Here is a 21,296-nt window from a genome sequence, read left to right on the forward strand (position 1 = left end):
CATTAACCCCCAAACCAGCGCTGTAGTAAACTCTTTTTCTTCACATCAATATGACGTAGTGGACGCTCTTCGCCTAAGAAACGGGCGACGATATCATCATAACATTGACCAGCAACAGAGTCGGTATAATGAATAACAGGCTCACCGTGGTTCGATGCTTCGAGCACAGAATGGCTCTCAGGCACAACGCCGAGCAATGGTACTTTTAAGATGTCATTTGAGATAGTGTCGATGTCCATCATCTCGTTCGCAGCAGCACGTTCTGCATTGTAACGAGTGATAACCAAGTGCTCACGTACAGAGCCTAGGTTTTCTTCAACCTTTTTCGTTTGACTTTGCAAAATACCGATGATGCGATCCGAGTCACGTACTGAAGAGATCTCAGGGTTGGTAACAATGATGGCTTCGTCAGCGTGATACATGGCCAACTGTGCACCGCGCTCGATACCAGCAGGTGAGTCACAGATGATATAGTCAAACTGTTTAGACAGCTCAGTCATGACCTCTGCGACACCTTCGTCCGTCAATGCGTCTTTATCACGCGTCTGACTAGCAGGAAGGATATACAGGTTTTCAAGCTGTTTGTCTTTGACAAGTGCTTGCGACAAGCGTGCGCTACCGGTAATGACATCAACGAAATCATAAACAATTCGGTTTTCACAACCCATGATCAAGTCTAGATTACGTAGACCTACATCAAAATCAATTACAACCGTTTTATAGCCACGCAATGCTAAACCAGCGGCAAAAGAGGCGCTAGTCGTGGTTTTGCCTACACCGCCTTTACCTGAAGTGATTACAACTATCTTCGCCACAATGGCACACTCCTATGAATCAATGGGATATCTTTTATATAAATAGCACAATTGCATGGTATTTATCTACTAACTATATATGTACTATCTGCGAAGATAGCCTAGCATAAATATATAGATATTTATAGCAAGTCTATATTAAAGCAGAAAAACAACTGAGATATGAGCTATAAAGGGCTTTTGCTTATAAATTTTACAGTTAATGGCGATAATTTTTAGCCGTATGATAGCTATTTAAATATACGGCAAATAACGTTAGAACCAACACTTAATAATAGCTCAATTGTAACGATTAATTTAATATATCTTGTTTTATTTATCTGACACAGCAGCTTATATAATTACAGCTTACCTTACCCAGTTTACTTTACTAGACAATCACCTAACCGTTTATTATTTTTAACTGAGTAATAATTAAGCTTCATCCATAACGGTAAACACCAATCCTTCACCTTCTACAAACTTGACTTGTACAGGTTTATCAATCACATGCTCTGGCAGATTGTCTCGTAAGCAGTAAGTGCCTGCTACAGAAACCAGAGAAGGATTGAAAACTTGGCAAAAAATGCGGGCATCTTTGTCGCCTGTTGCGCCTGCAACCAAGCGGCCTTGCGCACGTCCATAGACATGTAAGCTGTTGTCAGTGATGGCTTCAGCACCGCTATTCACACTGTTTGTCAAAATCAAATCGCCGCCGACATGGTTTAAGCTTTGGCCTGAGCGTAGCATCTGGTCGTAGATGAGGCTGGTAATATGCTGAGCACTTAACAATGTCTCATCTGGAAGACTGGAGATGGTGGTTTCAGTGGCAGGTATATTTGCCGCACTCTCGGTGCTAGTATCGTTGGCTGATTCTGTGCGATTATCTTCTTTAGGTTTATTGGACGGTGTAGGGGCTGTTTTGCTAGGTACGATACGTTCAATGCGTTTACCATCTGCAGGAAAGATGGCCAAGCGCTGCTCACGCGCTTGATCATCAAGTAGGCCTGTCACCACACCGATCGGCTGTAGTCCCCATGACCATAGTAGCTCTACTAAGGCAGATAAATCTTGCTCGACGTCGCTATCGATCAAGATAGGAATGTTGCTTGATTTATTGCTCAGTGTCTCAGTAAGCTGGGCTTCAATAGCGCCCAGATCGCTGGTACTAAACTGTAAACGCGAAAAGGTCAGCATTTTGCCATATAAGGCCAATGCCGGCGCCGTGTTTGTAGTTTGGCTATTGTTGTCTGAAACTGTCATATATAAACCCTTAAAAATAATTCTGTCGCTGTATTCACGGTGTCATTGTTATTATTGTGTCATGCTCATAGCCAGCTCTGCTATAGATTTAGCATGTCTTGATGCTTCCACTGTTGTACTTTTACTTGTGCTTCAAATGCAGTCAAACTGTCATCAATGATACTCGAAATCAGAGTATCAAGTGCACTATTATCGGTGTCTATTTGCGCGATACCACGGGCGATAGCGACCATCAATGAGTCAAGCCGCGCTGGATCAAGCAGGCGCTTATTTAAGGCATAAACAACGTTTTCACCGATGTTGTGTCCGACATGCTGCAGTTGTGATTCGATCAGGCTACCCGCGATAGGAATCATGCGCAAATAGCGTCGCAGCTCAGGAGTATTGGCTAGACCTTCTTCAATAGCGTTGCCCATTTCGCTGGCCAATAGACTGCCCCCACCTGATGAGACAGTCAGCTCCTGCAATTTTGGTGCAAGCTCTGAGCGCAGAATGGATAATACAGCCGCTTCAATCTCAGCACGGTTGCGCGTGATGGCTGACTCGATAAAAGATTTGTGCGTTTCAGGGTTGGTCAATTCCTGCCTAAAATTTTGGATGGTCGTCAGGATGACACGATCAGAGAGCTCTTCTAATAATAGGTCAATATAGAACTTAATACGATTGATCCATGGCTGCGGGAGTACTTGGTAGCCAAGCTGGTACAATCGGCGTCCGATAACAACGGCTCTAAATAACCGTAACAAACGTAGCTGCGGAAAACAGCCTAAGACTTCGTACCAGTGGACAAAAGGGAAGAAAAACCAGCGATAATAGACTTTTTCTTTGATTGCGATTGCCCAGCGTAATAGTAATTCAGCAACCAAAAATATGGTAAAAAACCCACCAGCGGTACGCAACGGCTCATGCAACGTCGCCTGATACCAGTTGAGTCCCTCGCTGACTGACAGCCATTGTGCAGCATTGGCACTAAAGTCGCTCATCAATACAGCATCCAGACTGATCAGCAGAAGGTCAATACTGATAGCGATAAGCATCACGATATCATAAGTGAGCTTTAAACGACTGGGTTTTGGACGGTTTGGCCTTGGCGGCTCACTATTTGCAAGATGAGGCGACACCGGTGCAGTTGCAATAGGCGGGCTGGTAGTAGGAGAGGCGGGCACAGTCATACCTTATAAATGATAAATGGCACAAAGAAATGAGTAAATTTTTGACGGCTATTAAAAATAACCATCAAAAATCGATGCGTACATGATTAATCACATTATCAATGAATAAGGCCAAAAAACAACCCATCTATGATTAAAAATCATGCATAGCCACTTATAAAGTAATAATGATCATTTGCAACGCGACTATCATCAGTACAGTGCTCACGTATCATCATTAGCCCCTGCGTTATTGATTACTCAAGCGCTTATGGCAGTATGACTAGATTTTGTCCGTTATCGGACTATGAGTGCTGCGTCTTTTAAAAGGTATGTGATGACTTACGGCGTAAGTGAGTCATTTATTGAGCCACTTGAGTTTCAGGGGCTGTCTCAAAATCAGCCAGCATGTCAGTGATGCGCTGATCTTTTTGACGCCAGATGTGTTCAACCCAGTCAAACATCTGTGCTTTTATTGCCTCATCATTTTCATAGCCGCCTTGCTTAATTCCCTCAAACAACGCATCTGGTATATCAATATATCTTAGATCCACGCCCAAACGTTTGATATTGCCTTTCCACAGATCGCTATAGCTTGGTACGCCATCAGGATAGACGATGGTCATATCCAGTATGCCATCGATATCCTCGCCTAGGGCGTTAATCGCAAGGGATAAGCCGCCTGCTCGTGGTTTTAGCAAGTGCGTATAAGGAGACTGCTGTTTGGCATGTTTGGCCTTGGTAAAGCGCGTACCTTCTAGATAGTTTAGCAAGGTGAACGGCTTGTCTTTTAAAAGGGCACAGGCACGCTTGGCCTCTTCGATATCTTTACCTTTAAGTGCTGGGTTTTTGGCGATGGCTTCTTTGGAATGCCTGCGCATCATGGGGAAATCTAAAAAATAAAAAGCTTGCCCAACGATGGGAATATAGATCAGCTCAAATTTAGTAAAAAAGCGCGTCAATGGCAGGCGCTTTTCGCCAATGTATTGCACGATGCTGGTATCGACCCAAGATTGGTGGTTGCTGACCAGAAGGTATTTACCATCGATGCGAATATCATCTGGTAGGCTGATACGCCAATCTTTGCGAGGCAGCATGTCATCGATTAGTGCACTGTTGCTGCTGATCCAGTAAGTCGCGATTTTGATGACCGCTTTATCTGCAATAGGTGCACCCGTGATGACTTTGCTGACACCCATCAACCACAAAGGAATACTACCACCAAAGCTATTGGCAGTGATAACGCTTGCTGCTGTCGCTAATGAAACCGCCTTACCCAGTTTGGGCGTGCGTTTGTGCAGTTTTCGAATGGTAGATGTCAGTCGCATGCTTAATCCTCTTGGTTCAGTTTAATTAATAAGTAAGCCATATATTTCACAAGTCGATGTTTTAGATATTGCCAAAACTGCTCATACGATTGATGACCAATAATCCAGTGGACTAAGCGCTAATCATAGAAGCGTTGCTGGTTAATTCCTGATACAGCGGTCATTTGACGATGAGAAATTTGGCCACATAATTTTAGCAGAAACGTTTCGCAGTGTACGAGTGTAAACGTGACTAGTGATAACAAGGAACAGGTATTGGATAGTTTAGATGCTAAGAAATACCGTAAAGTTAATCTGCACTTCTCATACATAGGTGTGACAAAATATTACACAGAGTTAGATTGTAATTGCCATAATAATGACGAAAGTAAATAAGTACTTAATAAGATTAACGGACAATCTTGATAAAGCACGATTTATAATATTTTAAACTTATAGAGGAAATATCATGCGTAATACATTATTAATTGCAGCAGTAGCATCAGGTCTAGCACTTAGCGGTTGTACGACTGATCCAAACACTGGGCAGCAACGTTTGAATAAAGCTGCATTGGGCGGCCTAGTTGGTGCAGCAGGTGGCGCAACTATCTCAAAAGCAACAGGCGGCGAAAAGACTGGTCGTGATGCTGCTATCGGTGCGGCACTGGGTGCTGGCGTTGGTTATTACATGGAGCGTCAGGCTCGTCAGCTTGAGCAGCAAATGGCTGGTACAGGCGTGACTGTTAACCAAAACCCAACCACGGGTAACATTGATCTTGTTATGCCAGGTAGCATCACTTTCTCGTTTGATAGTGCAACACTTAACTCATCATTCAAGCCAACGCTAGACAAGCTTGCTTCAACCATGAACCAGTATAACCAGAACACAATCACGATCGCTGGTCACACTGATAGCCAAGGTTCAGCATCTTACAACATGGGTCTGTCACGCGACCGTGCTTACTCAGTTGCCAACTATCTAACGGCTCGCGGTATTGCTTCTAACCGTATCAATGTAGTTGCTTATGGCGAGTCACGTCCAGTTGCTACTAACAACACTGAATCTGGTCGTCAGCAAAACCGCCGTGTTGAGCTAACGGTTAATGCACCACAAAGCGTCAACTAATCGACAGTTCTATATAGCTATTTGATAGGTGCAAATGATTTTCACGCACTTATCTAGCAAAAAGAGTCAGCGATATGTTGGCTCTTTTTTTATGCGCTAAATTTTGATTGAACAAACTCGATAGTTAGGATAGCGCAGGTATAATATCTGCTGTCCAAAATAGAATAGTGCTCGTTTAGTATTTGATGACATTTTATAAAAGGATCATAAAGATTAATGATTATTAACATAAAATTAAGTATTGATAACGATTATCAATAACACTATAATTTGTTAGTGTTTTATTACTGAATAGTTACAAGCTTGATAATATGCGATAAGCATAAATATACGAGATCAAATCAGCTGATTAAGGCGTGATTTGATAATCGATATGATGGAAGCCATTTAACCAAAACGAATTTTGCTATCTCTTTGAGGATTTGTATGACGATTACCACAGAAACACGCCGTAAGATTTTACCAACTACTTTAGCTGTTGCACTTGCAGGATTGTTAATGGTATCGGGCTGTACCAAAAAAACCGAAGAAGACACTGCTGCTACTGAGACGCAGACAGAGGTTGTAAGCACAGAAACAGGCGACAATACAGAAATATCAGCTGCCGAAAAAGCACATATTGATAGGTTAGTCATCAGCTACGCAAATATGGCCCATGCAGCCTACAAGGATTCGCTAGAGACAGCCGAAAAACTCCAGACAGCGGTAAATACGTTTGTGGCAACACCGACACAAGCCAACCTTGATGCTGCCAAAGCTGCGTACAAAGCGGCTCGTCAGCCGTACTCACAGACGGAAATTTTCCGTTTTGATGAAGGGTTTGTGACGGCAAATGATAAGCGCGCGATCAAAAGCGTCGATAGCTGGGAAGGTCAAATCAACGCTTGGCCGCTAGATGAGGCGCTGATCGATTATGTCAGTGATGACTATGAAGGTGAGTACAACAGTCAAGAAAATATCATCAATAGCGATAGCATTACGGTCGGTAGTACCAAGCAAGATACCAGTACAATTACACCTGAGCTGCTTGCCGACATGAACGAGATTGGCGGTAGTGAGGCTAATGTCACAACGGGCTATCATGCGATTGAGTTTATGTTATGGGGTCAAGATACCAATGGCGTAAAAGAGGGCGCGGGTAATCGCCCGGTCACTGATTATGTGACGGAAGCTGGACAATGTACCAGCGGTGATACGGTCAATGAAGATGCCAGTATTTGTGAGCGTCGCGGTGAGTTTTTAAAAGCCGCTACTCAACTACTGGTGGATGATTTGACGGCGATGGAAGCTCAGTGGCAGCCTGATACCGAAAATACCTTACGCAGTGATTTGATGGCGCGTAAATACGACAATGGCCTGCGTCAGATTATGTACCAAATGGGTAGTTTAGCACTGGGTGAGTTGGCTTCTGAGCGTATGCAGGTCGCTTTTGTCACAGGGTCTACCGAAGATGAGCATGAGTGCTTTAGTGACTTGACGCATCTGAGCTATGCCAATAATGTCCGCGGTATCCAAAATGTCTTTAATGGTAGCTACCAGACAGTCGCTGGTAAAACAGTCGGTGGCTATGGTGTTAAAGACTATCTCGTTGACAGCAGTCATGTAGAGGAAGCTGATAAACTGGCCGCTGACTTTAGTAAAGTCGAAGGTGCATTCAACGTCATGGTTGAAAAGGGCGAGAAAGAAGGCATCAAAATTGACCAAATGATTGCAACGGTTGGTCAAGCAAGTCAAGAAGGCGTTTCTGCTGAAGAGCAGAATATCCGTCGCGGCTGGGTAGAAGCGGGTATTAATAGCTTGCAAGAGCTGACCGCTGGTATCGAAAATGCCGCAAAAGCCGTTGGTATTGATAATCTTGATGCAGATGCAGGGTCGCAGTTTTAAGTAGACACCAAGTAGCTAAAAGGTGCTTATTATCTGTATAAGACGTACCTTGATAAAATGATCAGTTGGGTAAATAGACGTTATCAACGATGGTTGGCAACGTCTATTTATCCGTTTCAAAATAGGCCAATAAGGCTATATTCTGAACCAGACTATCGATACCAATGACAACGTGATCGATATCGACTTGATGATTCTACTCTCAAAACTAAGGCGCTTGATGTTTATGAAAGCCATCTATCCAAAGTATTCTGTTTTTCTTCTTCCTTCTGCCATAATACAAAATTTGCCATCCAAGCTTGCACTGCTTATGATGGGTGCAGCGGCGCTAAGCGCTTGTCAGCCAGCCGATAGCGTGTCTAACGACGCCTCAAATAGTGAGCATGCCGCAAATGCCAGTGAAGACGAGCATCCGCTCACCTCTGAGCGTGTGGATAACATCGAAGCACTGGCTGGCGTGCCGATGCAGCAACTGGTCAGTTTTGATCCGCAAGAGATCAAGCAGGGTGGGGACTCTGGTATCAGTATTACCAGTGCTGAAAGCTACTCTAAGCCTTCATCGAACCTGACAGCGTCGCGTAAGGGTTCGTTTTTTATCGGTAATGCATTCTTTAAGCAGCCTTGGGTCGTCGCTCCTGCCAGTACCGACAGTCGAGATGGGCTTGGTGCGCTATTCAATGTGGCGGCTTGTCAATCTTGCCATATCAAAGACGGCCGTGGTCATGCGCCCATGACTGCCGATGATGATGCGGACAGTTTATTGCTTCGTCTCTCTATGCCAGCAACGACGGATGAGCAGCGTCAGCAGTTACAGGACTCGCTGATTGAAAAGGTCGTTCACCCTATGTATGGTGGACAATTGCAAGATCGGGGTATCCAAGGTGTCCCTGCTGAGGCCAGAATTGCAGTACAGTGGACAGATAAGCCAGTCACTTTCGCTGATGGGCATATTGAGACGCTACGTGCGCCAACCTTTAATCTGACCAACCCCGGTTATGGCGCTTTTGATGAGGCGATGATGGTATCACCACGAGTGGCACTGCCTATGATTGGGCTTGGGCTGCTAGAGCAAATACCTGAGGATGATATTAAAAAACAAGCAAGCCATAAGGGTAATAGCGACATCAGTGGTAAGTTCAATTGGGTGATGGATCCACAGACTGGCAAACGTGCGCTTGGACGTTTTGGCTGGAAAGCCGGTCAAACCAAACTGATTACCCAAAATCAAAGTGCTTTTAACGAAGACATGGGTTTGACATCAAATATTCGTCCTCATGAGTCCTGCATGCCGACCCAGACCGTCTGCTTAAATGCGACAACAGGTGTTGATGAGCAAGGCAATGGCAAACCGCCCGTTGAAGTGAACGACGATGTTGCCAAGTTTGTGGAGTTTTATACCCGTAATTTGGCAGTGCCGCACCGCCGTAATGCGGATGATAAGCTTGTGCTGGCGGGTAAAAAGCGTTTTTATGACATGGGCTGTCAAAGCTGCCATACACCAAGATATCAGCTGCCAAAAACTGACGACGATCATCTTGAGCAGCATAGACAAGTGATTTATCCTTACACCGATTTATTGCTACATGACATGGGAGATGACCTTGCTGATCGTACTATCGCGGGTAAGCTACCATCCAAAGACGCTCAAGTTGAGTTTTTAGCCAATTCTTATGAATGGCGCACGCCCGCACTTTGGGGCGTGGGACTTGCGCAAACGGTTGATCCACAAGCGACGTTTTTGCATGATGGACGCGCTCGTACGCTGATGGAAGCGGTTCTTTGGCACGGCGGAGAAGCCGAAAAGCAACAGCAACAAGTATTGAAATTAGACAAGCAAGGTCGCGCCGAGCTAAATGCGTTCTTAAAGTCGCTATAATAAGGTCACTGTAATACAGTCACTATTATAAAATCAGCATAAAAACGCTATAAATTATTACCTATAACATTACCGAGAAATCTATGAAAATAAATCACGCTTTGGCGATGGCGCTATCTGCATTGAGTGCCGGTCTGCTGATTAGCTGTGTTAAACCTGCCGACGACAACAAATCTGCAGAAGTGGATAGTCAAGAAGTTGCAAAAGACAATACAGCTACTGACAGCTCAGCAGAAAGCAGCAAGGAAAGCACTGAGCAGATCGTTGCGGTAGATATCAGCCCTGAGACTCAAAAAACGTATTTGACGCATGTGGCAGAGGACATTGTCCTTCCTGCGTATGCTAATGCCGCAAAGCAAAGTGATCTATTAAATGAATTGGCGCAGAGACATTGTCAGCAAGCACCCGTCAGCGGCGCTGAGCTACAGGCATTACGCGCGCAGTGGTTAGTATTGGCACAAGCGTGGTCGAGTGCTGAGATGATTAATTTCGGTCCTGCGACTGCCAGCATGAGCAATCTGTACATCAACTATTATCCTGATGAGCGCGGCTTGGTACATAGCGGTGTGTCTGATTTGATTGCTGCCAATCCAACACTCACGCCAGAGCAGTTCGCGGGCGAAAGCGCTATCGTACAAGGTGTACCAGGACTAGAAGAAGCCTTGTTTGCCAATGAGAGCTTAAATGCTGGTCAATGCGCCTACGTCATTAGCGCCAGTGGTGCCTTGAGCACACGCCTAAAGGACATCGAGAAAAACTGGCAGCAAAACGCGACTGAGTTATTGGCGATAGACAAGTCTGCTGAGAGCGATCAAGGCTTGAACCAATGGTTTAACTCGCTATTGTCATTAGTTGAGACCATGAAGTCTAATGCTATTGACCAGCCGCTCGGTCTGACGGGTAAAGCAAAAGGTCATTTGCCAGCGGCTACGGCTGGTCAAAGCCGCGCTATTATCAATGCAAAACTAGATGCCATCAATAAAGCCATGACAGATCCCGTATTGACGGCGATACTTAATAGCAATGATGAGAGCACAGTCGCTAATAATCTATCGACGGCATTGGCTGAAACGACCACTTTATTGGCACAAATGCCAGAAGATTTATCAGCCGCAGACAAAGACGATCAACAAGCGTTATATGACCATCTCACTACCGTCACTCGCTTGATTAAACGCGAGCTGATTCCAACACTCGGTATCCGCGTAGGCTTTAATAGCACCGATGGCGATTAAGGGATGTTTATTACTAAAGGCAATACGATGTCAGAAGATGAGCGTCATGACAGATCAGATGAGCCAAAAGCCAGTTCAATAAGCCGTGAGCTTTTGACGACGTCAATGCTCACGGCAGTCGGCACCGCGGCTCTGGTCGGTATTCACCATCATTATCGTAAGCAGCAGCATCCTGATGCCAGTTTACAAGATTATGTGGCGGGTATGCGAGCGCAGTTACAAGCATTACAGTCGGGCGTTGGGTCAACGCCAAACCTTAAAAGCTTTCGCTATGCTTGTCAGCAAGCAGCGGTGACATGGCAGCAGGCTTATCATCAAGCGATAGATGATGAGAGTAACGTGCTTGATCTTACTGCTGTGCATACGACGACCATGCTCGCACGGCCTGTTCGCTGGGTCAGCGGCGTTGCCTCTATGCCAAAAAATAACGCGTCATTGAATCAAAATGAGCATGACTTTGGCGTGGTAGGTATTGATGCCGATAGACAAATCGTTTGGCAGACGACCATGCCTGAGCGTGTCCATGACATCGTTGTTCAGCCTACAAATGTATCTGAATCTCAAGTTCAGGATAGCAATGTCGACCAAAGGCGCGATGTCGTCGTCATGGGTCGTCGTCCAAGTGAAAAATTCTGGGTGCTTGATGCCTCAAATGGACAAGTACAACATGCGATCAAAGCGGATTTACATCGTCACTTTTATGGTCATGCTTGCTATAGCTTAGATGGTGAGCTGCTGTATGTGACTGAAAATGACACCGTCAGTCTGGCAGGTAAAATCGGTGTTTATGATACTAACGACGCTTATAAAAAAGTAGCAGAATTTAACTCTTATGGCATCGGCCCGCATGAGCTGATTATGCATCCCGATGGAGAGACATTAGTCATTGCAAACGGTGGCATTAAGACTGAGCAGGCCTCACGTGAAGAGCTAAATTTAGATACTATGCGACCATCGCTAGTCTACCTCAATCGTCATGATGGCACACTGCTTGAGCAAGTGGTGCCTGAGCACAATCAGATGAGCATACGTCATTTAGCGATGCACAATGATGGCACTGTCATGATCGGTATTCAGTTCCAAGGCGAAAAGCATATCAATGTACCGTTAGTACTGACTCACCAGCGCGGTGATGTTAGCTTTACGCCACTGACTATGCCAAACAATCAATGGCAACGCTTTCATCAATATATTGCGAGCGTCGCCGTTGATAGCGACCGTAATTTGCTTTGTGTGACCACTCCGATTGGTGGCTGTGCGGCAATTTATGACTTACATACTCGAAAGTTGATTGATGATGTGAGCTTGCCAGATTGTGCAGGGGCATCCGTCTTATCCAGTGCCAATAGATCAACGAACAAAGTCGACGATCCTATCGAGTCATCAGGATTTATTGTGAGTGATGGGCAAGGGCAATTGACCGCGTTAAGAGTGAGTGTTTCGTCAGATTCAAAATTGAATGGTAAAGATGATAAGCATATTAGTACAGACAGCCAGTTGCATATGATGTCCTTTGATAACCATTTGCAAGCGTTATAATACGTAGCCATTGGCACAGTTACTGTCATTGAGGAGATAAAACATTAGCTTGGAAATCCGTTTAGATGCTATTAGACAGCAGCTCGCACAGGCAGATATTGAGCTACATATCAGCAAAAAGCGTGTCAAAAACATCAATTTTCGTTTAAAGCCGCATGTCTTGATGGTTTCTGTACCACTGCATATTAGTGATTCACAAGCTGCTGACGCGGTGGCGCGGCGAGTGTCTTGGGCGATTAACCACCATCCACAAGTGCTAGAACAGCATCAACGCAAACAAGGCGCACCATCAGACCTTACAACTGCTGACCAGCCTATTTATCTATGGGGTAAAGTACAGCCACTTACCTTAAGTCATGGTGAAAAAGTTGCCTACTATCGCCAGCAGCTCTCCGATGTCATGCCGTCGCTATTTGAGAAATGGCAGCCAATCGTTGGCACTTACGCCAATGAGATACGAGTAAAAAAAATGCACACACGCTGGGGCAGCTGTAACACGCGCGCGAAGCGAATCTGGCTGTCCGTTTATCTTCCTGCCTATCCTATCGAATGCACCGAATACGTCATCGTCCATGAACTGTGCCATTTGCATCATGCCAATCATAGCCCTGCATTTTGGCAAACGGTGGCGAGTGCCATGCCAGATTATCGGCAATGGCATAATATACTGGCAGGCAAGAGAGGGCAGTTGGATTGAGAGATCCATATATTGAGTTCATTAATTCTTTGAGCGACTTTCCCATCTAAATGACTTTCACTGTGTGAGAGTCATTTGTCTCCCTTTTTTCATCCTATTTAAAACGGCGACACATGTTGATAAGACTGATATGATAAGAAATAACGGTACAAATCGTGTCGTTTAAATCAAATTTTATATACAAGGATGGCAGATGGAAAACGTCAATCAAGCTGAGTTTTGGCAGGAGCGCTATGAGAAAAACAGTACTGGCTGGGATATGGGACAAGTATCACCACCGCTCAAAGCTTACATTGACCAGCTACTCGAAAGTGCCAAGGATGAGGCAATACTCGTACCAGGTGCTGGTAATGCTTACGAGGTAGGCTATCTATATGAGCAAGGATTTACCAATGTCACGTTGGTCGATTTTGCGCCAGCCCCGATTGAAGCCTTTGCGGCGCGTTATCCCGACTTCCCATCTGAGCAGTTAATTTGTGCGGACTTTTTTAACTTATCAGCTGAGCAGTATCAATTTGATTGGATACTGGAGCAGACGTTTTTTTGTGCGATTAATCCAGTGCGCCGTGATGAGTATGTGCAGCAGATGGCAAGGTTACTAAAACCACAAGGCAAACTGGTTGGTTTGTTATTTGATACTGACTTTGGACGAGAGGAACCACCATTTGGTGGCACTAAAGAAGAGTACCAGCAGCGTTTTCAAAGCCATTTTGGTATTGATATTATGGAACCTAGCTATAATTCACATCCAGCACGGCAAGGTAGTGAGTTATTTATAAAGCTGCGAGCGAAATGAGCTCGCGCTTGATATTGTCCCGAGCTTGCGCTTCTAATTGGCTATAGTAATAATCAGTCAAATAGAGTTTGGGATGCGCTAGTAATCCTTGTAATACCGCAGTGCGCCCATCACGGTAGTTGTCATCTGCGACGTGTGCATATTCTTGACGTATCGCTTGTGCATACTGCTGATAGGTAGACCAAGGCGCACCCAAAATACTCAAATCCATATCTAGCAGATATGCCGCATCACTGTATTTAACACTATCTATCGACTCATCTACCTGATGATTGGCCGTCATCATGATGAATGCGTAGATGTCTTGGCACTGCTCTGGGCGTAGATAAGAACTCAACGCGCCTACGGCATATTCAGCGCTTTTTTGCTCATTATCTACGCGTGTTGGGTCGTATATCACATCATGATAATACAGTGCCAACACCACGATATACGGAGCAGTTAGATGGTGTTTAATGCTTTCAAACTGTACCAATAACTGCTCAATATGACTCAGGGTATGATAAGCTCGTTGTGGTTCACCGTAGCGCACAGAGATATCTTGCCAGAGGGCTTGTGCGTCGTCTGGTGTCACATCACTATTGAGAGCAGACAAGCATAAGTAAAAATGATTGCCCAGCTCCATATTTATAGGTGGCAATTCATTCATAATTAACCTTTGTCACTTGCCATTTATTTTGTATTAGCCGCATCTTTAAATGCCTTATTAAATACTTCTCCGAGCAAGCTGATATCATCGACACGGGCATAATTTAAGCGGGTGACAAAAGCAATATGGCGGTGTGGTCCTTCTTCAGCTAGAGGTACAGCGACAGCATTTTGATTTTGCAAGTGCAACTGATCGAGTGCCATTTCAGGCACTAGGGTCGTGCCCATGTTGGCAAGCGCCATTTGAATCAGCGTGTTTAGACTGGCATCCGAGAAGCTTGATTTCATCTGTGCACGGTCAAAATGACAGACAGATAGCGTCTGATCGGTTAGGCAGTGGCCTTCACCAAGGAGCATAAGATTGGCAGTAGCTAGCTCGTCAGCGCTGATGGTATCAAGCTTGGCATGTACATCGTCTTTTGGGAAGACGGCAAAGAAGTCTTCACTCCAAAACTCAAAACTGTGCAGGCCATCTACAGCATATGGCAGCGCAATGATAGCCGTATCGATATGACCGTAGCGCACTTGCTCAAGCAACCGCTCGGTTTGCTGCTCAACGATCGTCATGCGGAACTCTGGATACTGAGCACGCAGCGCAGGTAGAACCTTTGGTAGCAAGTAAGGCGCAATTGTGGGAATGATACCGACGGTCATCGGATACGCCAGCGGCGTCTGATGGCTATGGGCGCGTGTGGTCAAATCGCTCACTTCAGAGAACACGCGCTGTGCCCTTGTGAGGATTTCTTGACCGATAGGCGTAATCAGTACTTGCTTGTTATTGCGCTCAAAAATCTGTGTATCTAGCTGTTTTTCTAATTCTGCGATACCCAAGCTCAGGGCAGACTGCGAAATATTACAATCTTCGGCAGCACGTTTGAAGTGACGATGTTTGGCGACGGCTAGGGCAAACTCAAGTTGTCGTAAAGTAATCATAAAACCTCTCTTTTAATGGGTTTTTAATGTAATTTATCCTGTCAGTAAGCCTCTATAAGGCAGCAAATTACCAGTTATGTACCAATGATAGGATATAGAAAGCATAGTTTAACAAGTTTAATAAAACAAAACATCACATTAAAAACTTTTAACTGGATTAACCGTAGAATTCGCGTATAGTTTGTCGGGTAGCCCAGAAAGCTAAAGGGCTAGTTAAAAAATCCCTATAAATAATTTTAATTTACTTAACAAGAGAGGAGCCAATCATGGCGTCTATTATCAATCAAGCAATCCCAGAATTTTCAGCCGATGCCTATGTAAACGGTGAGTTCAAAACCATCACCTCAGAAGACGTAAAAGGCAATTGGGCGATCTTCCTATTTTACCCAGCTGATTTTACCTTTGTTTGCCCAACTGAACTAGAAGACATGGCCGCTCATTACGACGAGCTAAAAGGTTTGGGTGTTGAAGTATACTCAGTATCAACTGACACGCATTTCACGCACAAAGCATGGCATGATTCTTCAGAAGCGATCGGCAAAGTACAGTATCCAATGATCGGCGATCCTACTGGTAAAATCACTCGCGGCTTCAATGTCATGATTGAAGAAGCAGGTTTAGCAGAGCGTGGTACGTTCCTAGTAGATCCTGATGGTCTGATCCAAGTAGCAGAAATTCATGCTGGCGGTATCGGCCGTAGCGCAAAAGATATGCTACGTAAAGTAAAAGCCGCTCAGTACGTTCGTGAGAACGATGGCGAAGTTTGCCCAGCAGCTTGGGAGCAAGGCGGCGATACACTTAAGCCAAGTCTTGACCTAGTCGGTAAAATCTAAATAGCTATTTCATCCCTTAGATAAAGTAGCGCTGACTTTTATACTTTTAGTGTGAATCAGTTCTACAAATAAAGACCCCATTAACTGATGTTGATGGGGTTTTTTTATGACGCTAGCTACAATCTTATGAGTCTTATTTATTGATCATAAGCGTAGTAGGCGTAGTATATTCGAACCACTATTAAAGTGTTACAGCGTTAGACTCGTTTAGCCTACTACTGTAGTACTTGCACTCGTCTGCCTCGTACCACTTTTAATATTGATTGACTATATAGTGAATTCAGTATAAAAACGATACAGTGGGACTGGGATAAATTTTTCGCAGCCTCTGTCTGCATAGCCACAGCACGCAAGGAAAATTTAGACCAGTTCGACCTTGATATATAATGTATTTGTTTTATTTAAGATTGACTATATCAGGCGCGAGATCGTTCTTTATTTTTATCAATAATCTTATAAATCTCGTCTTTGAGATGTAATTTACGCCGTTTCATTTGTTCTATTTCTTCTTCACGGCTGGCATGCTTGACTAGATCTTTTTCGAGATAATTGATTTTTTGATCAAGCTCGGCATGCTCATCAAAAATACTCGCAAAATGACTGTCTTTGAGCTTCAGTTCGGCAACAATATCTCTATTATCGTGGAAAGTATGTGTTTTTCTCATGTGTTCATCCTTGTCATGAAACGCAAGCTTGTCATAAGCAATCGCGTATGGTGTTAAAAAGACGGCTTAACTTAAGAACTATTATCGATTGTAGCGTCTCGATTGTAGCGAAAAAATAGCCTAGATACTATGGCTATTATCTACCAGTATATTTGTATTTAATTAATTAAACCTATTAACGATTGATTTTATAAAACGTAAAGTTTGAGTTTCTCAGCTTGCCCAAATACTGCGAACACCTGATAATAGGGTCATTCAAGAGCGAAAGCTCGATATATACAAGGTTTTTTATAAAATTATTAAGTGTAAGAATTTCATATTTAGGCGTGCAGCATGACAGTTGCCGTTACATATTCAGTCATAATGAGGAACTAACATGATAGATCAAAATTTATTAGACGCAGTTAAGACATATAGCGAAAACATGACGCGCCCGATTACTTTTGTATTGGGTAGCGGTGAGCACGATAAGCGCGCTGAATTGATCGACTTTTTGAGCAAGATTGCGGGTACGACTGACAAAATCAATTTCGATGAGCAGGTTATCGATGACAGTTTGCCAAGCGCGATTAGTTTTAAAGTAGTCAGTCATGTTGATGGAGAGACTGCTGATACAGGTATCGTATTTAGTGGTATTCCTGGTGGTCATGAGTTTACCTCATTGATCCTAGCCATTTTGCAAGCGGGTGGTCATACGCTGAAATTGGATGAAGGTATCCAAAAGCTAATCAAACGCTTCAACAAGCCGCTACAGTTTCAGTCCTACGTGTCACTATCATGCCATAACTGCCCAGAAGTGGTTCAGGCGTTGAATCAATTTGCGCTACTAAACGATGGTATCAGCAATGAGATGATCGATGGTGCGCTCTTCCAAGAGCAAGTAGAAGCAAACAAAATTCAAGGTGTACCGGCCGTATTCTTGAACGGTAAACCATTTGCCAATGGTCTGATTGACACTGCCAAACTGATTGGAAAATTACAAGAGCAGTTTCCTGATCTGTTGTCAGATGTGGAAGATGATGCTGAGCAACTAGAGCAGCAAGATGTCACTGTCATTGGTGCAGGTCCTGCAGGCGTTGCAGCAGCTATTTATACCGCGCGTAAAGGCTTAAAAGTCACCATTGTCGCTGATCGTATCGGTGGACAGGTCAAAGACACGCAAGATATCGAAAACTTGATCTCTGTACCTTTAACCAATGGTACTGATTTGTCGACTAATTTCGTTAAGCACTTGGCTGAGTACAATATCACGCTAAGAGAGCATGTCAGTGTGAAAGATATCGGCGAGACAGAAGAAGAAAACTACAGTATCAATCTAAATACAGGCGAGACGTTTGAAACTCGTAGTATTATCTTGGCGACAGGTGCCCAATGGCGTAAGCTTGGCGTACCGGGCGAAGAAGAAAATATCGGTAAAGGCGTGGCGTTTTGTGCCCACTGTGATGGTCCATTCTTCAAAGGTAAAGACATCTCAGTGATCGGCGGTGGTAACTCAGGCGTTGAGGCTGCGTTAGATCTGGCAGGCATTGTTAAGCACGTCACTGTATTAGAGTTCGCTGATGAGTTAAAAGCAGACCAGGTATTGATCAATAAAGCCAAAGAAAAATCCAATATTGAATTCATCACTGGTGCTGCAACCCAAGAGATCAAGGCGACTGATGGCAAAGTATCGTCCATCGTCTATCAAGATCGCAGCACAGGCGAGACACATGAGCGTGATTTATCAGGTGTGTTTGTACAAATCGGTCTCGTACCAAACACTGAATTTGTCAAAGGCTTTGTCGATTTAAACCGCTTTGGTGAGATTGAGATTGATGAGCGCTGCCGCACCGATCGCAAAGGTATTTTTGCTTGCGGTGATGTGACCACCGTACCATTTAAGCAGATTAATATTGCAATGGGTGAGGGTAGTAAAGCAGCATTGGCAGCATTTGAATATTTGGTTATGCAGTAAGTTTTAGTATCAGAATTAGTCTTAGAAGAAAAAGCCACCTTAATTGAGGTGGCTTTTTTTTGCGTTTTTATAGGAATTTTTCTATAGAATAGCGCCTAAAGTTTAAAAACCAGTCATTTTGATGAGTGAACAAAGCAATTTCTCTTGAAAAATGTCATCATCTACGTTACAAATGCGCCATTTTCGTTACAAATACGGGTCTTAGATGCGATAATAAGCCCAATAAAACCTATCATAGCGTCACGAACTATAAGGAAAATAGGCATGGAATATATAGAATATATAGAATCTTTTTTTGCCCTAGTCGGGGATCTAACATGGGGCTGGGCACTCGTGCCTATGTTAATTATTTTTGGTTTATTATTTACCATTGTGGGCAGGTTCGCTCAGTTTACATATTTTAAACGTATGTTCCGTGTGTTTAAGACGGACGAAGTAGGAGACGACGGCATTTCTGCCCGTCAGGCGTTGCTCGTGTCGATCGGCGGACGTGTTGGCGGTGGTAACATTGCTGGTGTTGCCGTTGCAATCTCTTTAGGTGGTCCCGGTGCAGTTTTTTGGATGTGGGTTGTGGCACTCATCGGCATGATGACCAGTATTGTTGAATGTAGCTTGGCTCAGCTTTACAAGCGCAGAGATAATGATGGTAACTTTCGCGGCGGCCCTGCAACTTATATTTTACACGGTTTAGGTAAAGATTATCGTTGGCTCGCTGTCATTTATGCTATTGCTTTACTACTGTCTTTTTCCATTGGATTTATCGCATTCCAAGGTAATACAGTAGCAGGTTCCGCGCTTGAAAGCTTCGGGATTGATCGCTGGATATCAGGTGCGGTACTGGTGATTGCGGGTGGATTTATCGTCTTTGGTGGTATCCAGCGTATTGCAAAAGTCGCTGACGTTGTGATTCCTGTAATGGCGCTGATTTACATTGGGATGGCACTAATTATCATCGTGTTGAATATCGCCGATCTGCCTGCACTGATGGCAATGATTGTCAAAAATGCATTTGGTATTGAATCTGTTGTCGGTGGCGGTATCGGTGTGGCGATTGAGCAAGGCATGAAGCGCGGCCTGTTCTCTAATGAGGCAGGTTTGGGTTCTGCGCCTAACATTGCCGCCACTGCTTATGCCACGCATCCAGTCAGTCAAGGTATCTCGCAGTCACTATCAGTATTTATCGATACCATCGTTGTCTGTAGTGCCACGGCATTTATGATTTTGCTAAGCGGCGTTTATCAGCCAGGTGCCGAAGTTGATGGTATTGTACTGGCGCAGCAAGCGCTCACCGCGCAGCTGGGTAATTGGTCTCAGTATGTGTTGACCATCTCGCTACTATTGTTTGCATTAAGCTCGATCATGTATAACTACTACATGGGCGAAAATGCGATTAACTTCTTGGTTAAGAAGAATACTAAAACGGCAACCTTCGTGTTGCGTGTTGTGGTGATTGCGATCTTGTTCTTGGGCGCAGTCGCTCCAGCAGCTACCACCGTGTTCTTCTTCGCCGATCCATTGATGGGCGTACTGGCACTTGCCAACTTATTGGCCTTGATTATGCTGTTCCCGCGTGCCAAGCGCTTACTTGACGACTTTGCCCGTCAATTAAAATCAGGCGTCAAAGAGCCGTTATTCGATGCGCAAGAGTATGAGAAATTAGATCTCGATCTGAGTGCATGGGGCAAAAAAGCAGTAAAAGAGGCATTAGAGCAAAAACAGTAAAACGTTATACTCGAAGTCTTATCAAATAAAAAACCACTTTAGCTTGGCTAAAGTGGTTTTTTTGTGGAAAGTGTTATTTAGCCGACAATATACCCGATAACGAGACAACCTCACCCGCTTCATCTTCTTCGATAATCCGTGTCTCTTGCAGTGCTGCTTGAATCCAAGCCTTGATATGCGGGTTATTCAGCATGGTCTGGCAATACTGCTTAGTCAGTGGTTGCAAAGTGATATTAGACGTATCAGCATAGGTCTGTAATCGCAACACCACTGGGGCAAAAAAGACATCAGCTGCTGTGAAATGTCCAAACAAATAACTGTTCGTCGAACGTCCTTTTAAGCAATCGGCAAAGATAGCCTCAATACGAGCAATATCAGATAAGCACGCACTGCTCGGTTGTATTTTAGCAGTTGCTCTGATATTCATCGGCATCTCATTACGAATACCTGATAATCCTGAATGCATCTCAGCAATGATGCTTTGGCAATAGGCGCTGTTGATTCTATTTTGATGGTCAGTTTGAGCGTTAGTGTCAGGCTTATTGATGCCTGTCCAAATATTGATATCCGTAAAGTACTCATCAATATGTATCGCAATGGCTAACGTATCCCAAACAGTGACTTTTTCATTGCCTTCACCGTAGACCAATACAGGGACTTTTCCTGTTGGTGAATGCGCCTCAAGTATTGGGCGTGCTGAGGGATCAAACAATTCAATCAGCTGCTCGTCAAAGTCAACATTGAACGCTTTTAAGAGTAACCATGCCCGTAGCGACCAAGAGGAGTAGTTTTTATTGCCGATAATCAGTAGTGGTTTTTGCATTTTTAAATCCTATTCAACGATCACAGTGACTTCTGATTGTGTACTCAATG

At 44.2% G+C, this 21,296-nt stretch carries 18 protein-coding genes; 10 read left to right on the forward strand and 8 right to left on the reverse strand.

Translation table 11 applies throughout. The annotated features are described in order from the left end of the window. Positions 1 to 2 precede the first annotated feature (2 nt). The 4 genes from minD to GYK50_RS02330 form a co-directional block, all read right to left on the reverse strand. On the reverse strand, positions 3 to 815 hold the full coding sequence (gene minD / locus GYK50_RS02315; RefSeq protein WP_058025481.1) for a septum site-determining protein MinD: 813 nt from the start codon (positions 813 to 815) through the stop codon (positions 3 to 5). A 414-nt stretch (positions 816 to 1,229) separates the two neighbouring features. Next, a complete protein-coding gene (minC, locus tag GYK50_RS02320) occupies positions 1,230 to 2,057 on the reverse strand; it encodes a septum site-determining protein MinC (RefSeq protein WP_186473656.1) in 828 nt (275 codons plus the stop codon). A gap of 80 nt (positions 2,058 to 2,137) precedes the next feature. Continuing rightward, positions 2,138 to 3,229, reverse strand: a complete 1,092-nt coding sequence (locus GYK50_RS02325; RefSeq protein WP_420070467.1) for a hypothetical protein — start codon at positions 3,227 to 3,229, stop codon at positions 2,138 to 2,140. Positions 3,230 to 3,570: 341 nt separating this feature from the next. Then, on the reverse strand, positions 3,571 to 4,536 hold the full coding sequence (locus tag GYK50_RS02330; RefSeq protein ID WP_212564181.1) for an acyltransferase: 966 nt from the start codon (positions 4,534 to 4,536) through the stop codon (positions 3,571 to 3,573). A 448-nt stretch (positions 4,537 to 4,984) separates the two neighbouring features. On the opposite strand from GYK50_RS02330, the gene GYK50_RS02335 reads away from it, so the two are divergent. From GYK50_RS02335 to GYK50_RS02365, 7 genes are all read left to right on the forward strand, one after another. Beyond that, positions 4,985 to 5,641, forward strand: coding sequence for a YiaD family glycine zipper/OmpA-like lipoprotein (locus tag GYK50_RS02335; RefSeq protein ID WP_212564182.1), 657 nt, complete (start codon positions 4,985 to 4,987; stop codon positions 5,639 to 5,641). A 426-nt stretch (positions 5,642 to 6,067) separates the two neighbouring features. Further along, positions 6,068 to 7,525: an imelysin family protein gene (locus tag GYK50_RS02340; RefSeq protein ID WP_212564183.1), complete on the forward strand. Its 1,458-nt coding sequence runs from the start codon at positions 6,068 to 6,070 to the stop codon at positions 7,523 to 7,525. Between the two features lie 226 nt (positions 7,526 to 7,751). After that, a complete protein-coding gene (locus GYK50_RS02345; RefSeq protein WP_071003764.1) occupies positions 7,752 to 9,401 on the forward strand; it encodes a di-heme oxidoreductase family protein in 1,650 nt (549 codons plus the stop codon). A gap of 83 nt (positions 9,402 to 9,484) precedes the next feature. Beyond that, positions 9,485 to 10,636: an imelysin family protein gene (locus GYK50_RS02350; RefSeq protein WP_071002999.1), complete on the forward strand. Its 1,152-nt coding sequence runs from the start codon at positions 9,485 to 9,487 to the stop codon at positions 10,634 to 10,636. A 3-nt stretch (positions 10,637 to 10,639) separates the two neighbouring features. Continuing rightward, positions 10,640 to 12,175 carry a DUF1513 domain-containing protein gene (locus GYK50_RS02355; RefSeq protein ID WP_186473664.1) on the forward strand — a complete coding sequence of 512 codons (1,536 nt, stop codon included), beginning with the start codon at positions 10,640 to 10,642 and terminating at the stop codon, positions 12,173 to 12,175. Between the two features lie 49 nt (positions 12,176 to 12,224). Then, positions 12,225 to 12,872 (forward strand): M48 family metallopeptidase, encoded by a 648-nt coding sequence (locus tag GYK50_RS02360; protein WP_228724535.1) that lies wholly within the window; start codon positions 12,225 to 12,227, stop codon positions 12,870 to 12,872. 193 nt (positions 12,873 to 13,065) lie between these two features. Beyond that, on the forward strand, positions 13,066 to 13,668 hold the full coding sequence (locus GYK50_RS02365) for a methyltransferase domain-containing protein (RefSeq protein WP_186473665.1): 603 nt from the start codon (positions 13,066 to 13,068) through the stop codon (positions 13,666 to 13,668). On the opposite strand, the gene GYK50_RS02370 is transcribed toward GYK50_RS02365, so the two are convergent. Together GYK50_RS02370 and GYK50_RS02375 are read right to left on the reverse strand one after the other, a co-directional pair. After that, positions 13,646 to 14,317: an HD domain-containing protein gene (locus GYK50_RS02370; protein WP_186473666.1), complete on the reverse strand. Its 672-nt coding sequence runs from the start codon at positions 14,315 to 14,317 to the stop codon at positions 13,646 to 13,648. The two genes, GYK50_RS02365 and GYK50_RS02370, sit on opposite strands and share 23 nt — an antisense overlap. Before the next feature lie 23 nt (positions 14,318 to 14,340). Next, the gene (locus GYK50_RS02375) at positions 14,341 to 15,249 is read right to left on the reverse strand and encodes a hydrogen peroxide-inducible genes activator (protein ID WP_058025493.1); all 909 of its coding nucleotides are present in this window, start codon (positions 15,247 to 15,249) and stop codon (positions 14,341 to 14,343) included. A 266-nt stretch (positions 15,250 to 15,515) separates the two neighbouring features. On the opposite strand from GYK50_RS02375, the gene ahpC reads away from it, so the two are divergent. Continuing rightward, positions 15,516 to 16,082: an alkyl hydroperoxide reductase subunit C gene (gene ahpC, locus GYK50_RS02380; protein WP_058025494.1), complete on the forward strand. Its 567-nt coding sequence runs from the start codon at positions 15,516 to 15,518 to the stop codon at positions 16,080 to 16,082. 416 nt (positions 16,083 to 16,498) lie between these two features. Here the strand turns inward: ahpC and GYK50_RS02385 are convergent, their stop codons facing one another. Further along, the gene (locus tag GYK50_RS02385; protein ID WP_093069331.1) at positions 16,499 to 16,747 is read right to left on the reverse strand and encodes an HP1242/YdcH family protein; all 249 of its coding nucleotides are present in this window, start codon (positions 16,745 to 16,747) and stop codon (positions 16,499 to 16,501) included. 376 nt (positions 16,748 to 17,123) lie between these two features. On the opposite strand from GYK50_RS02385, the gene ahpF reads away from it, so the two are divergent. Beyond that, the gene (gene ahpF / locus GYK50_RS02390; RefSeq protein WP_212564184.1) at positions 17,124 to 18,701 is read left to right on the forward strand and encodes an alkyl hydroperoxide reductase subunit F; all 1,578 of its coding nucleotides are present in this window, start codon (positions 17,124 to 17,126) and stop codon (positions 18,699 to 18,701) included. A gap of 264 nt (positions 18,702 to 18,965) precedes the next feature. Further along, positions 18,966 to 20,423 (forward strand): alanine/glycine:cation symporter family protein, encoded by a 1,458-nt coding sequence (locus GYK50_RS02395; RefSeq protein WP_340050022.1) that lies wholly within the window; start codon positions 18,966 to 18,968, stop codon positions 20,421 to 20,423. Positions 20,424 to 20,496: 73 nt separating this feature from the next. Here GYK50_RS02395 and GYK50_RS02400 read toward each other — a convergent pair whose 3' ends face one another. Continuing rightward, complete coding sequence (locus tag GYK50_RS02400; RefSeq protein ID WP_093069338.1) at positions 20,497 to 21,246, reverse strand: glutathione S-transferase family protein; 750 nt, start codon at positions 21,244 to 21,246, stop codon at positions 20,497 to 20,499. Positions 21,247 to 21,296 lie beyond the last annotated feature (50 nt).

Source organism: Psychrobacter pacificensis (assembly GCF_018336615.1).
Classification (GTDB): Bacteria; Pseudomonadota; Gammaproteobacteria; order Pseudomonadales; family Moraxellaceae; genus Psychrobacter; species Psychrobacter pacificensis.

Excerpts from the sequence above, each read along its gene's own strand:
- GYK50_RS02335 (WP_212564182.1), top strand. The coding sequence starts at position 4,985 with ATGCGTAATACATTATTAATTGCAGCAGTAGCATCAGGTCTAGCACTT.
- ahpC (WP_058025494.1), top strand. The coding sequence starts at position 15,516 with ATGGCGTCTATTATCAATCAAGCAATCCCAGAATTTTCAGCCGATGCC.
- ahpF (WP_212564184.1), top strand. The coding sequence starts at position 17,124 with ATGATAGATCAAAATTTATTAGACGCAGTTAAGACATATAGCGAAAAC.
- GYK50_RS02340 (WP_212564183.1), top strand. The coding sequence starts at position 6,068 with ATGACGATTACCACAGAAACACGCCGTAAGATTTTACCAACTACTTTA.
- GYK50_RS02385 (WP_093069331.1), bottom strand. The coding sequence starts at position 16,747 with ATGAGAAAAACACATACTTTCCACGATAATAGAGATATTGTTGCCGAA.
- GYK50_RS02395 (WP_340050022.1), top strand. The coding sequence starts at position 18,966 with ATGGAATATATAGAATATATAGAATCTTTTTTTGCCCTAGTCGGGGAT.
- GYK50_RS02330 (WP_212564181.1), bottom strand. The coding sequence starts at position 4,536 with ATGCGACTGACATCTACCATTCGAAAACTGCACAAACGCACGCCCAAA.
- GYK50_RS02350 (WP_071002999.1), top strand. The coding sequence starts at position 9,485 with ATGAAAATAAATCACGCTTTGGCGATGGCGCTATCTGCATTGAGTGCC.
- GYK50_RS02375 (WP_058025493.1), bottom strand. The coding sequence starts at position 15,249 with ATGATTACTTTACGACAACTTGAGTTTGCCCTAGCCGTCGCCAAACAT.
- minC (WP_186473656.1), bottom strand. The coding sequence starts at position 2,057 with ATGACAGTTTCAGACAACAATAGCCAAACTACAAACACGGCGCCGGCA.
- GYK50_RS02325 (WP_420070467.1), bottom strand. The coding sequence starts at position 3,229 with ATGACTGTGCCCGCCTCTCCTACTACCAGCCCGCCTATTGCAACTGCA.
- GYK50_RS02355 (WP_186473664.1), top strand. The coding sequence starts at position 10,640 with ATGTTTATTACTAAAGGCAATACGATGTCAGAAGATGAGCGTCATGAC.
- GYK50_RS02365 (WP_186473665.1), top strand. The coding sequence starts at position 13,066 with ATGGAAAACGTCAATCAAGCTGAGTTTTGGCAGGAGCGCTATGAGAAA.
- GYK50_RS02345 (WP_071003764.1), top strand. The coding sequence starts at position 7,752 with ATGAAAGCCATCTATCCAAAGTATTCTGTTTTTCTTCTTCCTTCTGCC.
- GYK50_RS02400 (WP_093069338.1), bottom strand. The coding sequence starts at position 21,246 with ATGCAAAAACCACTACTGATTATCGGCAATAAAAACTACTCCTCTTGG.
- GYK50_RS02370 (WP_186473666.1), bottom strand. The coding sequence starts at position 14,317 with ATGAATGAATTGCCACCTATAAATATGGAGCTGGGCAATCATTTTTAC.